The following is an 18,059-nucleotide window of genomic DNA, read 5'->3' on the forward strand; positions in this document are numbered from 1 at the left end:
ATCAACTGCTGGAGGAAGCGCGGCGTTCCGGTGAGCCGGTTGAGTTCCTTCTCGCTGCGCAGCGCGCGCTCGATCCGGGACTCGGGAAGCCCCAGCCGCTCCACCACGGCCGGCAGGGCCAGCAGGGCCCTGACGCGGGCGGCCTCACGGCTGATGCGCGCTGCCGCCTCGCGGTGGAGGCGCAGGCCGGAGTGCCCGGGATCCTTGCCGGGCCGGTAGCTGAACAACCCGGGGACGTCGAGCCGCATGCCCTCGACGGTGGTCGACACGGCCCGCTGCCCGTCCCTCTCGATGCGGGCCTCGGCCCGGACCGTGATCTCCCTGCCGGCCACGGGCAGGGACCCGGCCATGTGGACCCCGCTCGGACCGGCACTGGTGAACTTCACCCGGGAGGCGCCGAGTTCACGGTTCAGGTCGTCGAAGGAAAGCAGGACGTCGCCGTCCAGGCGGTCGACGACGGCGCCCTGAAGGGAACTGGGCAGATCGCCGACGATCCGGACGTCGCGCGCGGTGGCGTGCACCTCGGCGAGCGAGACCTTGCCGGCCGCCACGTCGGGCAGGGTGACGTCGGCGCGGTCGATCCGCTGTCCGAGCACCTGGGTGAGGAAGGGGAAGCCGGCGATGTCGACGTCCGGGCGCGCGCCGGGGCCGAGCGAGTCGCGGATCTTCTCCTCGACCTTGTCCTCGGCGTAGGCGAGGGCCAGTCGATCGCCGCCGCAGAGGAGTGCGGCGCACACGACGGCGCCGGCGGTGAGCTTCAGCGCCACCGGCAGCGCTCCGAACCGGCTCCTGCCGCGGTGGTCGGGCGGCGACCACTCGTCGGGGGTCTCGTCCGACGGGACGCCGCGTGCGGGCGCGCCACCGTACGCACGGGCCGTGGAATCACCCTGTTCGGTGAAGTCCGGCTCCGGGTCGGCCAGTTGGGCAAGCTCCTCATACGGATTGCGGGAATGCGCGGTCATGCGTGTGGGGGGTCGCATCGACTCATCCCATCACGATCACCACCCTCGAACGCAAGTCCGGTCGCCGTGGACCGCGCCACAGTCGCCGCGGCGCGCCCCCCGGAAGCGGAGTCGACCATCTGAGGGTCCCTCCGGGGCGCACCCGGCGCTCGTACCGCCGGCCGTGCGGCGGTGCGGGACCCGGCGCGGGGCGTGTTCGAGGGACGCTCTAAGATGGTTTACCGTTCATATAGGTGTGGGTCGCAGACCGCACCATCGGTGGCGGTGCGCCCACCCCGTGAACGGCCCCGGCCGGCATCCCCCGACCGGCCGGGGCCATCTCCCGCTCGACGCGCCCCTCCCCGCTGCTCCCGGCAGCACGCCTCACCGCGTCAGTGACCCGACGGAAGCACCACGGGCGTCGCCGCCAGGACGTCCTCGATCGCGTCGGCCTCCGCCGCCGGCTTGTCGGGGCGGTGGCGCAGGACGCGGGCGAACCGCAGCGCGACACCGGCGGGGTAGCGCGAGGACCGCTGCAGACCGTCGTACGCGATCTCGACGACGAGTTCGGGCCGGACCCGCACCTCGAAGCCGTTGTCCTCCACCGCCAGCTCCCGCAGCCGTTCCGTCTGCCAGCGGAGCATCTCGTCGGTGAGCCCCTTGAACGTCTTGCCGAGCATCACCAGACCCCCGTCGGCGCCCCGTGCCGCCAGATGAAGGTTCGACAGCAGTCCCGTGCGGCGGCCGTGACCCCACTCGGCGGCCAGGACGACCAGGTCGAGCGTGTGCACGGGCTTCACCTTGAGCCAGGAGCGGCCGCGGCGCCCCGCGACATAGGGCGCGTCGAGCCCTTTGACCATGACGCCCTCGTGGCCGCGGTCGAGCGTGGCGGCGAGGAAGCCCTCGGCGCCTTCGAGCTGGGCGGGGGACGCGGGGTCCTCGACCACGTACCGCCGGACCCGCATGGGCTCGGGAACCAGCGCGGCCAGCACCGCATGGCGCTCGTACCCGGGCAGATCGAGCACGTCCCTGCCCTCGGCCGCGAGGATGTCGAAGAAGACGGGTGACAGGGGAACCGCCGCGGTGGCGGCGGCCACGTCCGTCCGGGAACCCACGCGGGAGGCGGTGTCCTGGAACGGCAGCGGCCTGCCGGCCGGGTCGAGTGCGATCACCTCGCCGTCGAGGATGAAACGGTCCCCCGGCAGCTCCCGCACCGTCCTCACCACGTCGGGCAGCCGGGCGGTGATGTCGTCGAGCGACCGCGTGTGAATACGCACCTCCCCGGCCGAGCGATGGACCTGGATACGGACCCCGTCGAGCTTCTCCTCCACGGAGCAGGCGCCCAGAGCCCGGACCGCGTCGGCCACCGACGCCGAGGTGTGGGCGAGCATGGGCTGTACGGGACGCCCCACACGGAGCCGGAAGGACGAGAGCACCGTCGGCCCCTCCGCCAGTACCGCCTCGGCCACCCGGGGAAGCGAACCGTCGAGCATCACCGCCCGCCGGACCTCCCCGGCCGGTGCGCCGGCCGCCTTGGCCACGCCCTCGAGCGCCACCGCGTCGAGGGCGCCCTGGCGCACCTCACCCGTCAGCAGCTTCAGCAGGAACTCCTGCTCGGGCGGGGTCGCGGCGGCCATGAGACCACCGACGAGCCGCCTGCGCTCCGCCTGGGCGCCCGGCCCGCCGACGCCGGCGAGCGCCGTGAACGCGGCGTCGGTCTCCTCGACGGTCAGGACGGGCCCTCCGGCCGGCTCGGGCCGGTTCCTGAGGATGCTCCAGCCGACACCGAGCCGGCCCTGAGGAAGCCGTCCGGCCAGGTAGGAGATGACGAGCGCGGCCTCCTGCGGCCGGGCGTCGCGGAACAAGGACGCCAGGGCCTCGATCTTCCGGGTACGTGACGGCTCGGCAGCGATCTGCCTGGACACATCGGCGAGGCGGGCCAGCAGCATGCGGCCATCGTGCCCGCCGCGGCCCCCATCCGCACGCCGTGCTCCCGGTCGGGTCCACCGCGACCGGGCGGCGGGCGACCTCGGCCTCGATCGGGCGATCGGGCCGGGGCGGCGCGGTGCGCCACCGGGCAAGCACACGAGCGCATGCGCTCGTGCGGACCCGACGAGGCGGCTCAGTTGGTCGAGGCCGCCGCGTCCGTGGGGGTCCTGGGTCGGGTCCGGCGTCCTGGCGTCCGGATCGCTCGGGCGGGTCTCGGCAGGACCGGCGCAGGGACGCACCGGGGACGATGGCCCCGGGGCGGACGCGGCCGCTGACGGCACGAGCCTCCTCCCTCGTCGACGGACACCCGATCGCCGAGCGCGGTGGACGGGACGGCCGCCGCCATGCGCTCCCAGCCGCCGCACCGCCGCCACTCGCTCGCCCCGGAACCACGGGGAATTTCCGGAAGGTTCCCTTCTCGCCGTTCGCATGCCTCCCATCCTTCGCTCAACTCCCCTAATCTGCCGTGGATTTGCTCCACTTCCGACACAGGTAGGGGACCATGAGGAAGCTCTCGCGCACGACAGCGGCATCAGTCGCCGCCGCCGCACTGGGTGTGGCGCTCGTACCGGCACAGGCGCCCGCGGCGGCCGCGCCGGGCACCGAGGCGACGGCACCGGCGTACTCGTCGACGACCTCGGTCGGCGTCCACAACGCGTATGAGAAGGCGAAGTACCCCTACTTCGCCGACGCCTTGGACTCGGGTGCGGGAATGCTCGAAATCGACGTGTGGACCAATGTGTTCGGCAGATCCTTCCGGGTGGCCCACGACAATCCGGTGGGCAACGACAACAACTGCGTGAACGCCTCGACCGCCGCCGAGCTGCGCAGCAAGTCCCGCAACAGGGATCTCAGCGGCTGTCTCTCCGACATCCGCGCCTGGCACGAGGCGAACCCCGGACACCGGCCCATCCTGCTCAAGGTCGAGATGAAGGACGGTTTCCAGGGCAAGCACGGCCGGGGCCCCGCCGCGCTGGACGCCCTGCTCACCGCCGGGCTCGGTGACGCGCTGTACCGGCCCGCCGATCTGGCGGCGGGCCACCCGGACCTGGACTCCGCCGTACGCGCGCGTGGCTGGCCCTCCCGCACCGACCTCGCGGGGAAGTTCATCGTCGAACTCATACCCGGTACGGTCGAGCAGGGGAACCCTTTCGACACGCTGTGGACGGACCGGGAGTACGCCACCCATCTGCGCAACCTCGCCTCCGCCGGCCGGCTGCCCGAGGCCTCGGCCTTCCCCGCCGTACTCGGCGCGCAGGCCGGCGACCCGCGCGGCCGCTACTCGGACGCCTCCATTCGCCCGTGGTTCGTCGTCTTCGACGGGGGCGCCTCCCTCTACGCGGGCGGCTCGATCGACACCGCCTGGTACGACAGGAACCACTACCTCGTCCTCATGACCAGCGCCCACAGCGTGCCGCCCGCGATCGACAGCACCAGCCCCACGGAGGCACAGGCCCGCGACCGCGTCGCTCTGCTGGCCGGCAGGCACGCGAGCGTGGTCTCGTCGGACTGGCACACGCTGCCCTCGGTACTGTCGAGCGTCGTGCCGCGTGGCACCGCCGACGGTACCCCCCGGTCACAGCGGTAGGCGGGGACGCCGACGGTCCTCCCCCGGCGCGAACCGTTCGTGGCGGCCTTTCCAGCCGGTGTGCGACGGGGAGGCCCTGGGTCGGCGCCACCGGGCCGGCAGCCCTTGGGCACCCGCCCGGACGACGCGCGACACCGGGCCTCCCCGTCCCGCCCGTTGGGAGAGGGAGATTCCGGTCGGCCCGGGACCGGGGCCGCCCGGACGACGATCCCCGCAGAGGTGCCAGGCGCGGCGCAGGGCCTTCAGGCGCAAGCCTCAGAAGTCGGAGACCGTGATCCGCCCCGGCTGCCGCGCGGCCACCGCCAGGTGTTCCCCGACCCGGTTCACCAGCAGCGTCATCTCGTAGGCGACCTGGCCGACGTCGGCCTCCGCGGCGCTGAGCACGCAGAGGCAACTGCCGTCGCCCGCGGCGGTGACGAAGAGCATCGCGTCGTCGAACTCCACCATGGTCTGCCTCGCCCGGCCCGCACGGAAGTGCCTGCCCGACCCGCGCGCGAGACTCTGCAGTCCGGAGGAGACGGCGGCGAGGTGCTCCGCGTCCTCCCGGGCGAGTCCCGTACTCGCCCCGGTCACCAGGCCGTCGTTGGACAGCACCAGCGCGTGCCGTATGCACGAGACCCTCTTGGTCAGGTCGTCCAGGAGCCAGTCGAGCCCCTTGTCCGCTGCCATGGCGTTCCTCCCCGTTCGTGTGTTCGCGTTCCCCCGTGTCGCGGTAAGCCTCGCGCACAGTCCCCGTCCCGGCAAGGAGTCATCACCGGCGCACGGCAGCGGAGAGTTGACTTTCCCTCACCACGGGTCGCGTCCGAGGATGGTCCCCATGGCGAGAAAGATGTCTCAGGACGAATGGCGGGCGTTCGTGTCCCAGGGCACGCGCACCGCGAAACTGTCGACCGTCCGGGCGGACGGCAGCCCGCACATCGCACCGGTCTGGTTCCTCCTCGACGGTGACGACGTGGTCTTCAACACCGGGAAGGAGACGGTCAAGGGCCGGAACCTGACCCGCGACGGCAGGGTCGCCCTCTGCGTGGACGACGACCGTCCGCCGTTCTCGTTCGTGGTCGTCCAGGGCCGCGCGGAAGTGAGCGAGGACCCGGGGCGGTTGCGGCACTGGGCCACGCGGATCGCCGCACGCTACATGGGCGAGGAGCGCGCCGAGGAGTACGGCGCGCGCAACGGGGTGCCCGGTGAGCTGGTGGTCCGGGTGCGCGTCGAGAAGGTCCAGGCCGTGGCGGACGTGGCCGACTGACGAAGTCTCCCCGACCGCGCCCGGCCAGGACCCGCCCACCCGCCGCCCGATCCGGCGCCGCCCTCCTCACCCCACCGAGTCGAGCAGCCGGGCGGTGTGCATCCGCCCGGCGTACTCGACCAGCCGGACCAGCACCTCCTTTCCCGAATCACGGTCACGCGCGTCGCACAGCACGACCGGCGTCCCCCGGTCGAGGTCCAGCGCACGGGAGACCTCGTGAGCCCCGTAGGTCCGCGCGCCCGGGAAGCAGTTGACGGCGACGACGAACGGGATGCGCCGGTGCTCGAAGTAGTCGACGGCCGGAAAGCTGTCCTCGAGGCGCCGGGTGTCCGCGAGGACCACCGCGCCGAGCGCGCCCTGGGAGAGTTCGTCCCACAGGAACCAGAAGCGGTCCTGACCGGGTGTGCCGAAGAGATAGAGGGACAGTCCCGAGCGGATCGTGATGCGCCCGAAGTCCATGGCGACGGTGGTGGTCGTCTTCTGGTCGACCCCTCCGGTGTCGTCGACGCTCTCGCCCGCCTCGCTGAGCTGTTCCTCGGTGCGCAGTGGCCGGATTTCGCTGACCGCTCCGACGAGGGTCGTCTTGCCGACGCCGAACCCGCCGGCGACCAGTATTTTCAGCGCGAGAGCGGCGGCGTCTCCGCCGATGCCGCCAGAGAGCTCGGGGGCCATCGATCACTTCTCCCAGTGGGTGTGCGCCGACAAGTGGCAGGAGGAGCCCCAGGTCACGGTCGTTCCGGCCGCCTCGGGGAAGGCCGGCCGGGAGGGCCGGCGCCAGCACATCTGTTCTGCGAACGTGAGCAGTATGGCAATCGGAGCCACAGGTGGGGCGCGTGGATCGCTTTTTGCGCGATGTGATTGTTCCGGACTGAAACAGTGTCCGAATCCATGCGAATTTCGTGTGGCCGCGACAGTTCGACAGGTGGAGGCTGGTTGTACGGACGCTATTGCGACAACGTTCTCCGACTGCGGCGACGGCGGCGTTTACCACCGCGCCGGCAGGGCACTCGGAACGTCCCGTCCGTCGCATGCCCCTATCCCCCACGGGAGGCGATTCGCCGTGCAGGCCGACGACATCCGGACCCCTCACGCGCAGGCCCCGCACACCACGACACAGGGCCGGTCACGGCCGGAACGGGGCGTGACCAGGATCGTCATCGTCGGAGCCGGGTTCGCCGGCCACCGTGCGGCCCGTGCCCTGTCCCGTTCCCTGGCCAGGGAACGGGTCGAGATCGTTCTGCTCAATCCCACCGACTACTTTCTGTATCTCCCCCTGCTGCCCCAGGTGGCCGCCGGGATCCTGGAGCCGCGGAGGGTCACCGTCTCCCTCGTGCACACCCTCCCGCGGGTGCGGCTCGTGCTGGGCGAGGCGACACGCGTCGACCTCGCCGGGCGCCGCCTGCACTACACGGACCCGGAGGGCTCGCCCGGGGAGCTCGCGTACGACCGGCTCGTGCTCGCCGTCGGAAGCGTCAACAAGCTGCTCCCCATCCCCGGAGTGAGCGAGTACGCGCACGGCTTCCGCGGACTGCCCGAAGCGCTCTACCTCCGCGACCACATCGTCCGGCAGGTCGAGATGGCGGGCGCGGCGGCGCACGCCGACGAGTGCGGGGCACGCTGCACCTTCGTCGTGGTCGGCGCCGGATACACGGGAACCGAGGTGGCGGCGCAGGGCAAGATCTTCACGGACGAACTGCACGCCCAGATGTCGCGGCCGAAGGAACCGTTCGGCCCGGCCTGGCGCTCCCCGGACACCCGGCCGCGCTGGCTGCTCCTCGACATCGCGCCCCGGGTGCTGCCCGAACTCGACCGGCGGCTGTCCGAGACCGCGGACCGGGTGCTGCGCGCCCGGGGCGTGGAGGTGCGCACCGGTACCTCCATCAAGGAGGCGACGCCGGACGGGGTGCTGCTGGACGACGGCGAGTTCGTCCCGACCCGGACCCTGGTGTGGTGCGTCGGAGTACGGCCCGACCCGCTCGTGGCCGACGTCGGGCTGCCCGTCGACCGCGGCAGGCTGCGGGTGACGGCCGAGCTCAACGTGCCGGGTCATCCCGATGTGTTCGCCTGCGGGGACGCCGCCGCCGTACCGGATCTGACCCGGCCGCTACCGGGCGGCGAAGACGGCGCGGACGACGGCAACGGAACCGGCTACGAACTGACGCCGATGACCGCGCAGCACGCCACGCGGCAGGGCGATGTGGCGGCCAACAACGTCGCGGCGTCGCTCGGGCACGGCACCGCACGCGCCTACCGGCACCACGACCTGGGCTTCGCCGTCGACCTGGGCGGTGTCCAGGCGGCGGCCAACCCCCTCGGCGTACCGCTGTCCGGACCACTCGCGGGCGCGGTGACCCGCGGCTACCACCTGGCGGCGATGCCGGGCAACCGGGTACGGGTGGCCGCCGACTGGCTGCTGGACGCAGCGCTGCCGCGCCAGGCGGTGCAGCTCGGCCTCGTCAGCTCCTGGTCGGTGCCGCTCGACACCTCGTCGCCCGAGCTGGCCCGACTGCCCGGCCGGAACCGGAAGTGACGGCCGAACGACGACACGCGAACCGGTCATCGGACCGCCTGCGAACGGAGTGACATGCGTAACGAAGAACTGACGGAACTGGCCCAGCAGTTGCGGGTGGATTCCGTGCGGGCGGCCGACGCCGCGGGCTCGGGCCACCCGACGTCCTCGATGTCGGCGGCTGACCTCGCCGCCGTGCTCCTCGCCCACCATCTGCGGTACGACTTCTCCGACCCGGAGAACCCGGCCAACGACCGGCTGATCTTCTCCAAGGGCCACGCCTCGCCGCTGCTGTACTCCCTCTACAAGGCAGCGGGCGCGATCGACGACGAGGAACTGCTGACGTTCCGCAAGCGGGGCAGCCGTCTCGAAGGCCATCCGACGCCACGGCTGCCCTGGGTGGACGTCGCCACGGGCTCGCTCGGCCAAGGGCTGCCGGTCGGGGTGGGGATGGCCCTCGGGGGCAAGTACCTCGACCGCCTCCCGTACCGGGTCTGGGTGCTCTCGGGGGACAGCGAGATGGCGGAGGGCTCCGTCTGGGAGGCCGTCGAGCACGCCTCCTTCGAGAAGCTGGCCAATCTGAAGCTGATCATCGACGTCAACCGGCTCGGGCAGCGCGGGCCGACCCGCCATCAGCACGACCTCGACGCCTACGCACGGCGGCTCAGGGCGTTCGGCTGGCACACCGTCGAGGTCGACGGCCATGACGTCGAGGCCGTCGACAAGGCCCTCACCGAGGCGGTCGAGGTCGACGAACGGCCGACGGCCGTCATCGCGGCCACCCGCAAGGGCCGCGGCGTCGCCGTCGTCGAGGACCAGGAGGGCAAGCACGGCAAGCCGCTCCCCGACGCGGAGACGGCGATCGAGGAACTCGGCGGCCCGCGGTTCGTCACGGTCGAGGTCGAGCCGCCGCCCGCGGCGAGCGGCCGGCGCGACCGGGACAGGGGACCCCTGGAACTGCCCCGCTTCGAGACCGGCACGGAGGAGGCCACCCGTACCGCCTACGGGCGCGCCCTGGCGGCACTGGGTTCCGCGCGCGGCGACGTCGTCGCGCTCGACGCCGAGGTCGGGGACTCCACGCGCACGGAGTACTTCGGGAAGGAGCACCCCGACCGGTACCTCGAGTTCTACATCGCCGAGCAGCAGCTCGTGGCCGGGGCGGTCGGCCTGCAGGCGTGCGGGTGGGTGCCGTACGCGTCGACGTTCGCCGCGTTTCTGACCCGCGCCCACGACTTCGTCCGCATGGCCGCGGTGAGCCGTGCCGGTATCAATCTCGTCGGCTCGCACGCCGGCGTGTCGATCGGCGAGGACGGGCCCTCGCAGATGGGCCTCGAGGATCTGGCGATGCTCCGGTCCGTCCACGGGTCGACGGTGCTGTACCCGTGCGACGCCAACCAGACGGCGCGGCTCGTGGCGGCCATGGCGGATCTCGACGGGATCCGCTACCTGCGCACCAGCCGGGGCGAGACGCCCGTCATCTACGGTCCCGACGAGGAGTTCCCGATCGGCGGCAGCAAGGTGCTGCGCGGCGGCGAGGGCGACAAGGCGACGATCGTCGCCGCGGGAGTGACGGTGCACGAGGCCCTGCGCGCGGCGGACGCGCTCGCGGCGGACGGCATCCCGGTCCGGGTCGTCGACCTGTACTCGGTGAAGCCCGTCGACGTGGACACGCTCAACGACGCCGCGGGGGCCACGGGATGCGTCCTCACGGTGGAGGACCACCGGCCCGAGGGCGGGATCGGCGACGCGGTCGCGGAGGCGTTCTCGGACGGGCGTCCCGCGCCCAGGCTCGCCCGCCTCGCCGTACGCGACATGCCCCTCTCCGCGAAACCGGAGGAACAGCTGCACGCCGCCGGGATCGACGCGGAATCCATCGCGGCGGCCGTGAAGCTGCTCGTGGAGAGGGTCATCGCCCACTGAGGCGGCCGGCTCCGCTCTGGACCCGTGAGTGCCCCGTCCGGCCGTGCCGGTGTCTGCCGGGCGGCGGTACGGGGTACCCGCGAGCCATGAGCACCACAACCGTCCGTGCCGGTCGCCGGACCGTGGAGGTCCACCGGCCGGGCAAGGTCCTGTTTCCCGCCGACGGGTTCACCAAGGCGGATCTCGTCGACTACCACCGGGCGATCGCCCCGCACATGGTGCCGCATCTGCGGGGCCGGCCCCTGATGCTGGAACGGCTCCCCGACGGTCTCGACGGGCCCCGTTTCATGCAGAAGGACACGCCGGAGCACTATCCGGACTGGGTGCGCCGAGCCGAGCTCCCCAAGGAGGGCGGCACGGTCACGCACACGGTCTGCGACAACACCGCGACCCTCGTCCACCTCTCCGACCAGGCCTGCGTCACCCTCCACCGCTGGCAGGCGAAGGCCGACCGCCCGGGTCACCCCGACCGCATGGTCTTCGACCTGGACCCCGCGGAGGACGACTTCGAGCCCGTCCGGCGGACCGCGCGGCTCCTCGGCGAACTGCTCGGCGAGCTCCGTCTGCCGTCGGTACTGATGACGACGGGGTCACGGGGGCTGCACGTCGTCGTACCGCTCAGCAGGCGCCACGCGTTCGACGAGGTCAGGGAGTTCGCGAAGGACACGGCGGACCTTCTCGCGGCCTCCCATCCGGACCGGCTGACCACGGAGGCGCGCAAGGCCGCACGCGGCGACCGCCTGTACCTGGACGTCCAGCGCAACGGGTACGCGCAGACGGCGGTGGCGCCGTACTCGGTACGCGCGCGCGAAGGCGCGCCGGTCGCCACGCCGATCAGCTGGGACCAACTGGACGACCCCGAGGTCACGGCACGCCGGTGGAACATCACGGACGCCGCGGAACAGGCGGCGGCGGATCCGTGGGCCGGAGCACTGCGGCACGGCAGGTCGCTGGGCCCGGCGCGGCGCCGGCTGGACGCGCTGCGCCGCGACGGGTCAGTCGGTTGAGCGCCCGCGTGTCCACGGCCCCGGGCAGCCGACGGGCAGCGCCGCCGCGGCGAGGGCGGTGCGCCGGCGGTCGGTGCGGCCGCTCCTGCGGCGAGTCCTCGTCCGGCAACGGCCCCCGGCACTCGTCAGGCGGACCCATGGGTGAACGGTCGTGAACCGGGAGCACGGCGAGCGCGGGGCCCGCTCGGATCGCAGGACCCGGCTGACCGTTGTCGTCGCGCTCGCCGCCAACCTCGCCATCGCCGCGGCCAAGACCGTCGGCGGTCTCCTGGCGGCGTCGCCCGCGCTGCTGTCGGAAGCGGCGCACTCGGTGGCCGACAGCCTCAACGAGATCTTCCTCCTCGCCGCCCTGCGCCGCAGCCGCCGGCCGGCGGACCGCCGGCACCCGTTCGGCTACGGCAAGGAACGCTGGTTCTGGTCCCTGCTCGCGGCCGTCGGCATCTTCGTCATGGGCGGCTGCTTCTCGTTCTTCCAAGGGATCGAGGCACTGCGCGAGGGCGACCGGCCGGTGTCCACCGGACACTACGCGGCCGGGCTCGCCGTGCTGGGCGTCGCGCTGCTCGCCGAGGGGACATCGCTCGTCCGCGCGCTCTACCAGTACCGCAGGGAGGGAGACGAGGCCCGGGACCCCGCGCACCGCACCGTGATCGCGGAGGACAGCGCCGCCGTGGTCGGGGTGCTGATCGCCATGGCCGGCATGGGACTGCACCTGTTCACCGGCAGCGTCGCCTGGGAGGCGGCGGCGTCCCTCGCGATCGGCCTGCTGCTGGTGTACGTCGCGTACCGGCTGGGACGCGAGGCGCGGGACTTCCTGATCGGTGTCGCCGTCGATCCCGGCATGCACCGGGCCGTCCGCGACATGCTGGACGAGCAGCCGGAGATCGACAATGTGGCGGACCTGCTGACGATGCGTCTGGGGGTCGACTCCGTGCTCCTCGCCGCCAGGATCGACCTGGCGCCGGGTCTGGACAGCGAGGAGGTCGAACTCGTGAGCGAGAGGATCAAGGCTGCGGTGCTGGACCGCTGGCCGGAGGCGGACCAGGTCTTCCTCGACATCACGGAGGCGCCTCCGCACCCCGGCCGCTGAACCGGCGGGCGGCCCTCTCCGCGCGCGGTGGAAACACGGCCCGGAGGCCGGTGGTCCGGCCGCGGAGGCCCGGCGGCGGCGAAGCCGGGCAGGTGGACCGGCCGGGCGAACGGGTGGCCGGGCGAACGGGTGGCCGGGCGAACGGGTGGCCGGGACCGGGGCGAACAGGTGGACCGGTCGGCCCGGACGCAGGCCGGACGCAGGCCGGACGCGATTGTCGTACCCCTTCACTACGGTGCGGGCATGGTGAACTTCGTATTGGTGGCGGGCGCTTGGCTCGGTGCGTGGGCATGGGACGACGTCGTGCCGGAACTGCGCGAGGGCGGTCACGGCGTACGTCCGGTGACCTTGTCCGGCCTCGCGGAGATGAGCGGCGTGCCGGCGGGCCAGCAGACGCACGTCCAGGACGTCGTCGACGCGATCGAGCGGTACGACCTGCGGGATGTCGTGCTCGTCGGGCACAGCTACTCGGGGATCCCGGTCGGTCAGGCCGCCGAGCGGATCGGAGACCGGCTGCGGCGCGTGGTCTTCGTCGACTCGAACGTCCCGGCGGACGGCGAGTCGTTCGTGTCCGCATGGCCCGACGGCCGGGCGACGGTCGAGGCCTCGATAGCCGCGACCGGTGGCTTCTGGGCACCGCTGAGCGAGGCCGACTGCACCGGGCAGGGGCTCGGTGACGAGCAGACGGGCCGGATCGTCGCGGGCGCGACTCCGCATCCCGGCGCGACGCTGACCGAACCGGCGGTGCTCGCACGGGCGCTCGGCGAGCTGCCGGCGACGTACGTCAAGTGCCTGCTCGACGGGGAGGAGCCGAGCCCCGATGTGGCCGAACTGCTGCGTGGCGAGCACTGGCGGCTGGTCGAACTGGACACCGGGCACTGGCCGATGTTCTCCCAACCGCACGAGCTGGCCCGGGTGCTCCTCGACGCGGCGGACACATAGGACCCGCAGGCCCGGGCGTCCACGGGCCCGCGAACCGCACCCGCCTCGACTCGACGCGGGGTGGCCCGCGCGAGCACGGCCCTGGGGCCCGGGACGGAGCCGGGCGGCCGGCCCCTGCGCACCCTTCGGCGCGGGCCGTCAGCCCCCGGCTCCGGCGCCGGCGGTCTGCCGGGCGAATTCCTTGAGGAAGGCCGCGCAGAAGGCGGTGAGGTCGTCCGGTTTCCGGCTGGTGATCAGTGTGTTCGGGCCGCTACGGCAGATCTGCACCTGCTCGTCCACCCAGGTGCCGCCGGCGTTGCGGATGTCGGTGCGCAGGCTGGGCCAGGAGGTCAGCGTCCTGCCGCGTACGACGTCGGCCTCGACGAGCGTCCACGGGGCGTGGCAGATGGCCGCCACCGGCTTGCCCGCCTCGAAGAACCCCCGGACGAAGGCGACGGCCTCGGAGTCCATGCGCAGGAAGTCGGGGTTGGCGACTCCTCCGGGGAGTACGAGGCCCGCGTAGTCCGTCACCGAGGCGTCGGGGACGACCTGGTCGACGGCGAAGGTGTCCGCCTTGTCGAGGTGGTCGAAGGCCTGCACGCGGCCGGGTTCGACGGAGACCAGCCGAGGGGTGTGCCCGGCGTCGACCACGGCCTGCCAGGGTCCGGTCAGTTCGATCTGCTCGACGCCTTCGTGCGCCGTGAGGAAGGCGATGTTCATGGGCTCGGCTCTTCTCTCCCCCGCTTCTGCGTCACCGGCCCGGCTCGCTGCCGGGGTCCGGCCCTGTCCGGCGGTGCGCGTACCCGTCCGTGTGCCCGGTATGCGGGGACTACCGCAACAGCGCCGCGCGGCATCCCCGGGCCCGGCCCGGTTGCACCGTGTCCGCCGGCCCCCCGTAGCGCTGCGTCCGGCCGGGCGATCCATCGCGTCATCGGCGGACGCCGGGCGGGCCCGTTCAGGCCCGGACGTCCCGGCCGGCGCTTCAGGCTCTCCAGTGTGCGGGACGGCGGAGTCCCGACGGCAGCCGCGTCGCCGCGTCGCCCCTCGCCTGCTGGAGCTGCGGCTGGGTGAGGAAGATGCTGCCGGTGAGGTCGGCACCCGAGAGGTCGGTGTCCCTGAGGTCGGCGCCGAGGAGATCTGCCAGACGCAGATCGGCTCCGCCGAGGTCGGCGGCGATCAGGCAGGCACCGCGCAGATCCGCGCCGTGGAGGTCGGCGCGCGCGAGCCTGGCCCCGAGGAGGTCGGCGCCCCTGCGGTTCTTCCCCCGGCCCGGCTCGGCCCCGGCCCTCGCCAGCGCGCTCGCACTGAGCAGCAGTTCGCCCGTACGGCCGCGAAGCGCGGCGACGTCGGTCCCGAGCAGCTCATCGGGCTCCCGCAGTGTCACCGCCTCGATCTCGTCGCGGAGAGCACGTGCAGCCGGGTGCACCGGACGGGCCGCCGGCAGCGACAGAGCAGCGGTCAAGTACCACAGCAGTTCGTGCAGTCGGCGCATCACGGGAAAGACGTCGAACATCTGCCGGGCGCTGCCCGGGGCCGATCGCCAGCTCCGTCCCGCGAACGTCACCTGGGAGACCTTCTGACCCGCGCCGAAGCAGTCGTACACGGTGCAGCCGGAGAATCCGCCGTCCCGGAGCCGGGTGTGGATGCCGCAGCGGAAGTCGTCGCGAAGGTTGCCGCAGGGCCGGCCCGCGGGTTTGTCGACGGCGAAGTCGGCCGAGGCCGAGAAGGGCAGGGCCACGCAGCAGAGGGCGAAGCAGTCACCGCAGTCGGCCCGCAGCGCCGAGGTGCCGGGAGGGGGTGCCGCGTCCTGGTGCGCTTCGGTCACTGAGCCCTGCCTCTTCCGTTTCCGTGCAGCGAACGGGATGTCAGGGCCAGTGTTCCCCATCCGGAACGGCCCTTCGCCCCCGACCCACCCCCTTCTGCGTGCGTTTGCCCGGAGGGCCCCCGGGCAGGCGCTCACATGTGCTTCGGAGCCCTGCGTGCCCTGCGCGCCCCGGGCCGCCTTCGGCTCCTGGCGATCGACACCGTCAGCACCCCACGAGGAGCTGAGAGTGAGCAAGCAGACGCATGAGCGCGGCAGGCACCCCCACGCCGACGCCCCGGACACGGCGGCCGCCTTCGCCCGGCTGGCCCGGCTCACCGACGGGCCGGAGAGAACCGCGCTGCGGGAGGAACTGGTGCGCGCCTGGCTGCCCATGGCCGACCGGCTGGCGGGGCGCTACCGCAACCGGGGCGAGGCGCTGGAGGATCTGCGCCAGGTCGCCGCACTGGGGCTGGTGAAGGCCGTGGAACGGTACGACCCGGACCGCGGCGGGGCGTTCGAGTCGTTCGCCGTCCCGACGATCAACGGGGAGATCAAGCGGCACTTTCGCGACCATACGTGGACCGTGCACGTGCCACGCCGGGTGCAGGACCTGCGCAACCGGGTCCGCACCGCCCGCCAGGAGCTCGACCAGACCGTCGGCGGCCGTGAGCCGAGTGCCGCCGAGATCGCGCGGCAGGCGGGCATGACGGAGGAGGAGGCCGGGGCGGGTCTGGAGGCCCTCGGCAGCTACCGCGCCCTCTCCCTCGACGCGGAGGTGCAGGGCAGCGAGGACGGTTACACGCTGGCCGACGCGATGGGCGGCCCCGATCCGGCGCTCGACGTCGTCATCGACCGCGAGGCGGTCAGGCCCCGTCTGGACGGGCTGCCGGACCGCGAGCGGCGGATACTCTATCTGCGCTTCTTCCGGGACATGACGCAGAGGGGCATAGCGGAGGACCTCGGTATCTCGCAGATGCACGTCTCCCGTCTGATCGACCGTTGCTGCAGCCGGCTGCGGGACGAGATCCTGCGCGACGCGGTGGCGGCCGGCTGCGAGACGCGGCCGCCGCAACGGCGCCCCGCGCGACGCCGGGCACTGCGCAGGCCCTGCTCCTCCGTGCGGCGGTGATCGCTGCGACGGGGCGCCGCGCGGGGCCGGGTGCCACCTCGGGCTCTCGCCCGGTGGTCGTCCGTGTCCCCGCGAGGGGTTGAGGCGGGGCCGACCGGCACCCCGGCCCCCACCCCGGCGGACCTCCGCACCTCCGGCGGGCGACGGCGGGCACCCCGCGGGTCATCCCGGGCCGTCCTCCGTGCGCGGGCCGTCCGGTCCCGCGCCCGCCGGGCCGGCCGCCCGCCGGCCGAGCCTGTCGACGGCGCCGACGACCCGGTCCCAGAACCTCTCCTGGTCGAGGCCCACCGCGACGCGGGCGTTGACCGGCCGGTCGAGGTACCGGTGCAGATCCACGACGGTCGCCCCGCGTGTGAACTCCCCGCGGAGTTCGACGGCGACGCTCGCGTCGACACAGCGCACGATCCCCGGGTCGATGACCCGGGCCACCGCCACCGGGTCGTGCAGGGGTGGCGCCGGAAACCCCCAGAGCCGGCGGTAGGTGGCGGCGAAGAACGTCATCAACTCCGCGCAGATGCGCCCGAGGTCCGTGCCGAGCCCCTCCAGCCGGGCGAGCACATCGGGGGTGACGAGTGCCTGGTGGGAGACGTTGAGCCCGCACATGGTCACGGGCAGCCCGCTGCGGAAGACGATGTCGGCGGCCTCCGGGTCGACGTACATGTTGAACTCGGCTGCGGGAGTGCGGTTTCCGCGTTCCGTCGAGCCGCCCATGAGCACGATCTCGCGGATGTGCTCCGCCGCGTCGGGATGCCGGGTGAGCAGCAGGGCGACATTGGTCAGCGGGGCGGTCGGGACGAGGGTCACGGGCTCCGGGTGCCGGGTCAGGAGCCGATGCATGAGGTCGACGGCGTGCTCGGGCACGGTGCCGACGGTCGGTTCGCCGAAGCTCGGCCCGTCCATGCCCGACTCGCCGTGGACGTCGTCCGCGACGTGGAGTTCCCGGACGAGGGGTCGGGCACAGCCTGCGGCTACGGGCACGTCGGTGATGCCCGCGGCGGTGCAGATGCGACGGGCGTTGAGCGTCGTCTTCTCCAGCACCTGGTTGCCCGCGACCGTGGTGATCGCGAGCAGGTCGATCGCGGGGTCCCCGGCGGCGAGCAGGATGGCGACGGCGTCGTCGTGCCCGGGGTCGCAGTCGAGGATGATCGGTACGGACACGTTGCTCCTCGGCGTCGGCGGCGGCGCGGGGGCGCCGGTGGTAAGGGGGCACCGGTACCGCGCCGGCCGCTACCGGCGCGGGCACGGACGTGCGGGCCGTGCGGGGAACGGCGGGTCCTGCGGGGGGACGACCCCACCAGTGTGCCCCGGTGGACGCCGCCAGGTGTGCTCCACCCGGACCGGCGGTCGGCCCGGCGTGGCGTCCGCGGACTCCGGATTCCCGGTCCGCATGTCCGGGACACCTGGGCCCGACCCTTCCGACCATCCGGCTCCCGCCCCCGATCCCCGGTCACCACCCGCCCGGTCCCCGGTCCGCCGGAGGACGGCTCAGAGGGCTCTGAGGCCGTCGATCACCTCCCGCAGAATCCTTTCGTCCGGAAGTCGCGCGGGCGGTACGGGCATGGAGACGGTGACGTGCCCGCCCTCCAGCAGATCGCCGACGAGCACCCGTACGACCCCGACGGGCAGATCGGCGTCCGCCGCGAGCTCCGCGACCGACTGGGTCTCGGTGCGGCAGAGGTCCAGAAGTGCCCGGTGCTCGGGCCCGAGCAGGGACTCCGCGGCCCGGTCCGCCGCGTCGGCGGCGGCGTCGACGAGCGCGATGAGGTCGAGGCGCGCGGCGCACGGTCCCGGCTCCGTACGGCCTCCGGTCATGGCGTACGGGCGGACGAGCGGGCCCGCCTCCGCGTCGTACCAGCGGCTGCCCCGGAGGTCCGGGCCGCCGCCGTCGGCGTCGTTCATGTCGGTGGAGCCTCCCTGC

General features: G+C 73.0%; 15 protein-coding genes and 1 pseudogene. 8 read left to right on the forward strand and 8 right to left on the reverse strand.

The window, feature by feature from the left end:
• Positions 1–326: 326 nt before the first annotated feature.
• Together O7595_RS01655 and O7595_RS01660 are read right to left on the reverse strand one after the other, a co-directional pair.
• Positions 327–980: pseudogene (locus O7595_RS01655) on the reverse strand (LmeA family phospholipid-binding protein); the annotation flags it as partial.
• A gap of 353 nt (positions 981–1,333) precedes the next feature.
• A complete protein-coding gene (locus O7595_RS01660; protein WP_269726921.1) occupies positions 1,334–2,890 on the reverse strand; it encodes an ATP-dependent DNA ligase in 1,557 nt (518 codons plus the stop codon).
• Between the two features lie 542 nt (positions 2,891–3,432).
• Here O7595_RS01660 and O7595_RS01665 point away from each other — a divergent pair.
• The gene (locus O7595_RS01665) at positions 3,433–4,518 is read left to right on the forward strand and encodes a phosphatidylinositol-specific phospholipase C domain-containing protein (RefSeq protein ID WP_269726922.1); all 1,086 of its coding nucleotides are present in this window, start codon (positions 3,433–3,435) and stop codon (positions 4,516–4,518) included.
• A gap of 255 nt (positions 4,519–4,773) precedes the next feature.
• Here the strand turns inward: O7595_RS01665 and O7595_RS01670 are convergent, their stop codons facing one another.
• Positions 4,774–5,187, reverse strand: coding sequence for a roadblock/LC7 domain-containing protein (locus O7595_RS01670; protein ID WP_269726923.1), 414 nt, complete (start codon positions 5,185–5,187; stop codon positions 4,774–4,776).
• A gap of 148 nt (positions 5,188–5,335) precedes the next feature.
• Between O7595_RS01670 and O7595_RS01675 the strand changes: the two genes are divergently transcribed.
• Positions 5,336–5,764 carry a PPOX class F420-dependent oxidoreductase gene (locus O7595_RS01675; protein ID WP_269726924.1) on the forward strand — a complete coding sequence of 143 codons (429 nt, stop codon included), beginning with the start codon at positions 5,336–5,338 and terminating at the stop codon, positions 5,762–5,764.
• A 66-nt stretch (positions 5,765–5,830) separates the two neighbouring features.
• Here the strand turns inward: O7595_RS01675 and O7595_RS01680 are convergent, their stop codons facing one another.
• A complete protein-coding gene (locus O7595_RS01680; RefSeq protein WP_269726925.1) occupies positions 5,831–6,436 on the reverse strand; it encodes a GTP-binding protein in 606 nt (201 codons plus the stop codon).
• A 469-nt stretch (positions 6,437–6,905) separates the two neighbouring features.
• Here O7595_RS01680 and O7595_RS01685 point away from each other — a divergent pair, with 469 nt between their 5' ends.
• The 5 genes from O7595_RS01685 to O7595_RS01705 all read left to right on the forward strand — a co-directional run bounded on the left by O7595_RS01685 (position 6,906) and on the right by O7595_RS01705 (position 13,229).
• Entirely contained in the window at positions 6,906–8,294 is a 1,389-nt protein-coding gene (locus tag O7595_RS01685; RefSeq protein WP_269726926.1) for an NAD(P)/FAD-dependent oxidoreductase, read from the forward strand.
• A gap of 54 nt (positions 8,295–8,348) precedes the next feature.
• Positions 8,349–10,193 (forward strand): transketolase, encoded by a 1,845-nt coding sequence (locus tag O7595_RS01690; RefSeq protein ID WP_269726927.1) that lies wholly within the window; start codon positions 8,349–8,351, stop codon positions 10,191–10,193.
• Between the two features lie 86 nt (positions 10,194–10,279).
• On the forward strand, positions 10,280–11,200 hold the full coding sequence (gene ligD / locus O7595_RS01695; RefSeq protein ID WP_269726928.1) for a non-homologous end-joining DNA ligase: 921 nt from the start codon (positions 10,280–10,282) through the stop codon (positions 11,198–11,200).
• Between the two features lie 151 nt (positions 11,201–11,351).
• Positions 11,352–12,287 (forward strand): cation diffusion facilitator family transporter, encoded by a 936-nt coding sequence (locus O7595_RS01700; RefSeq protein ID WP_269726929.1) that lies wholly within the window; start codon positions 11,352–11,354, stop codon positions 12,285–12,287.
• A 243-nt stretch (positions 12,288–12,530) separates the two neighbouring features.
• Positions 12,531–13,229: an alpha/beta fold hydrolase gene (locus tag O7595_RS01705; protein WP_269726930.1), complete on the forward strand. Its 699-nt coding sequence runs from the start codon at positions 12,531–12,533 to the stop codon at positions 13,227–13,229.
• A 138-nt stretch (positions 13,230–13,367) separates the two neighbouring features.
• On the opposite strand, the gene O7595_RS01710 is transcribed toward O7595_RS01705, so the two are convergent.
• Positions 13,368–13,928, reverse strand: coding sequence for a type 1 glutamine amidotransferase domain-containing protein (locus O7595_RS01710; protein WP_269726931.1), 561 nt, complete (start codon positions 13,926–13,928; stop codon positions 13,368–13,370).
• 262 nt (positions 13,929–14,190) lie between these two features.
• Positions 14,191–15,033 carry a pentapeptide repeat-containing protein gene (locus tag O7595_RS01715; protein WP_269726932.1) on the reverse strand — a complete coding sequence of 281 codons (843 nt, stop codon included), beginning with the start codon at positions 15,031–15,033 and terminating at the stop codon, positions 14,191–14,193.
• 220 nt (positions 15,034–15,253) lie between these two features.
• On the opposite strand from O7595_RS01715, the gene O7595_RS01720 reads away from it, so the two are divergent.
• Complete coding sequence (locus O7595_RS01720; RefSeq protein WP_443071804.1) at positions 15,254–16,141, forward strand: SigB/SigF/SigG family RNA polymerase sigma factor; 888 nt, start codon at positions 15,254–15,256, stop codon at positions 16,139–16,141.
• A 162-nt stretch (positions 16,142–16,303) separates the two neighbouring features.
• On the opposite strand, the gene O7595_RS01725 is transcribed toward O7595_RS01720, so the two are convergent.
• Positions 16,304–17,299: a nucleoside hydrolase gene (locus O7595_RS01725; protein WP_269726934.1), complete on the reverse strand. Its 996-nt coding sequence runs from the start codon at positions 17,297–17,299 to the stop codon at positions 16,304–16,306.
• Between the two features lie 327 nt (positions 17,300–17,626).
• Entirely contained in the window at positions 17,627–18,040 is a 414-nt protein-coding gene (locus tag O7595_RS01730) for a DUF742 domain-containing protein (protein ID WP_269726935.1), read from the reverse strand.
• Positions 18,041–18,059 lie beyond the last annotated feature (19 nt).

Origin of the sequence: Streptomyces sp. WMMC940, assembly GCF_027460265.1 — a bacterium.
Classification (GTDB): Bacteria; Actinomycetota; Actinomycetes; order Streptomycetales; family Streptomycetaceae; genus Streptomyces.

What these genes read in the sequence shown, in the direction of transcription:
- O7595_RS01680 (WP_269726925.1), bottom strand. Translation starts at nt 6,436, where the DNA reads ATGGCCCCCGAGCTCTCTGGCGGCATCGGCGGAGACGCCGCCGCTCTC.
- O7595_RS01675 (WP_269726924.1), top strand. Translation starts at nt 5,336, where the DNA reads ATGGCGAGAAAGATGTCTCAGGACGAATGGCGGGCGTTCGTGTCCCAG.
- O7595_RS01730 (WP_269726935.1), bottom strand. Translation starts at nt 18,040, where the DNA reads ATGAACGACGCCGACGGCGGCGGCCCGGACCTCCGGGGCAGCCGCTGG.
- O7595_RS01705 (WP_269726930.1), top strand. Translation starts at nt 12,531, where the DNA reads ATGGTGAACTTCGTATTGGTGGCGGGCGCTTGGCTCGGTGCGTGGGCA.
- O7595_RS01660 (WP_269726921.1), bottom strand. Translation starts at nt 2,890, where the DNA reads ATGCTGCTGGCCCGCCTCGCCGATGTGTCCAGGCAGATCGCTGCCGAG.
- O7595_RS01665 (WP_269726922.1), top strand. Translation starts at nt 3,433, where the DNA reads ATGAGGAAGCTCTCGCGCACGACAGCGGCATCAGTCGCCGCCGCCGCA.
- O7595_RS01670 (WP_269726923.1), bottom strand. Translation starts at nt 5,187, where the DNA reads ATGGCAGCGGACAAGGGGCTCGACTGGCTCCTGGACGACCTGACCAAG.
- O7595_RS01690 (WP_269726927.1), top strand. Translation starts at nt 8,349, where the DNA reads ATGCGTAACGAAGAACTGACGGAACTGGCCCAGCAGTTGCGGGTGGAT.
- O7595_RS01710 (WP_269726931.1), bottom strand. Translation starts at nt 13,928, where the DNA reads ATGAACATCGCCTTCCTCACGGCGCACGAAGGCGTCGAGCAGATCGAA.
- ligD (WP_269726928.1), top strand. Translation starts at nt 10,280, where the DNA reads ATGAGCACCACAACCGTCCGTGCCGGTCGCCGGACCGTGGAGGTCCAC.